The 513-nt window shown below is 48.3% G+C and carries 1 protein-coding gene; it reads left to right on the top strand.

Translation table 11 applies throughout. The annotated features are described in order from the left end of the window. The coding region (locus tag R2S10_RS24705; protein WP_316843067.1) for a hypothetical protein at positions 1-513 on the top strand (513 nt) is incomplete at both ends.

The raw sequence follows: 513 nt of genomic DNA, 5'->3' as shown, positions 1-513 counted from the left end.
CTACTCCGTGAAAATCATTTTATCAGGCTGCGAAAGCCTGGTTTCAACTCCGGTAACAGTGACGGAACGTCCTGTTCCAGTAGCCACCATTACTCATACTGAAGCTACTACTTTCTGCGACGGAGGTACCGTGGTACTTACGTCATCGCTAGCAGACAGTTACCAATGGTACAAAGGTGGTGTGGCGATTGATGGAGAAACGAACAGAACCTATACGGCAACAGCCTCGGGTGATTACTCGGTGAAAATTACTTTATCAGGCTGCGAAAGTCTGGTTTCAACTCCGGTAACGGTGACGGAACGTCCTGTTCCAGTAGCCACCATTACTCATACCGAAGCTACTACTTTCTGCGATGGCGGTACCGTTTTACTGACTGCATCGCTAGCAGACAGTTACCAATGGTACAAAGGTGGTGTGGCGATTGATGGCGAAACGAACAGAACCTATACGGCTACAGCCTCGGGTGATTACTCCGTAAAAATCATTTTATCCGGCTGCGAAAGCCTGGTTTT

The sequence above is a fragment of the Pedobacter gandavensis genome, from assembly GCF_032678745.1.
GTDB classification, from domain to species: domain Bacteria; phylum Bacteroidota; class Bacteroidia; order Sphingobacteriales; family Sphingobacteriaceae; genus Pedobacter; species Pedobacter gandavensis_C.
This window is presented reverse-complemented; position numbering and strand designations above follow the sequence as displayed.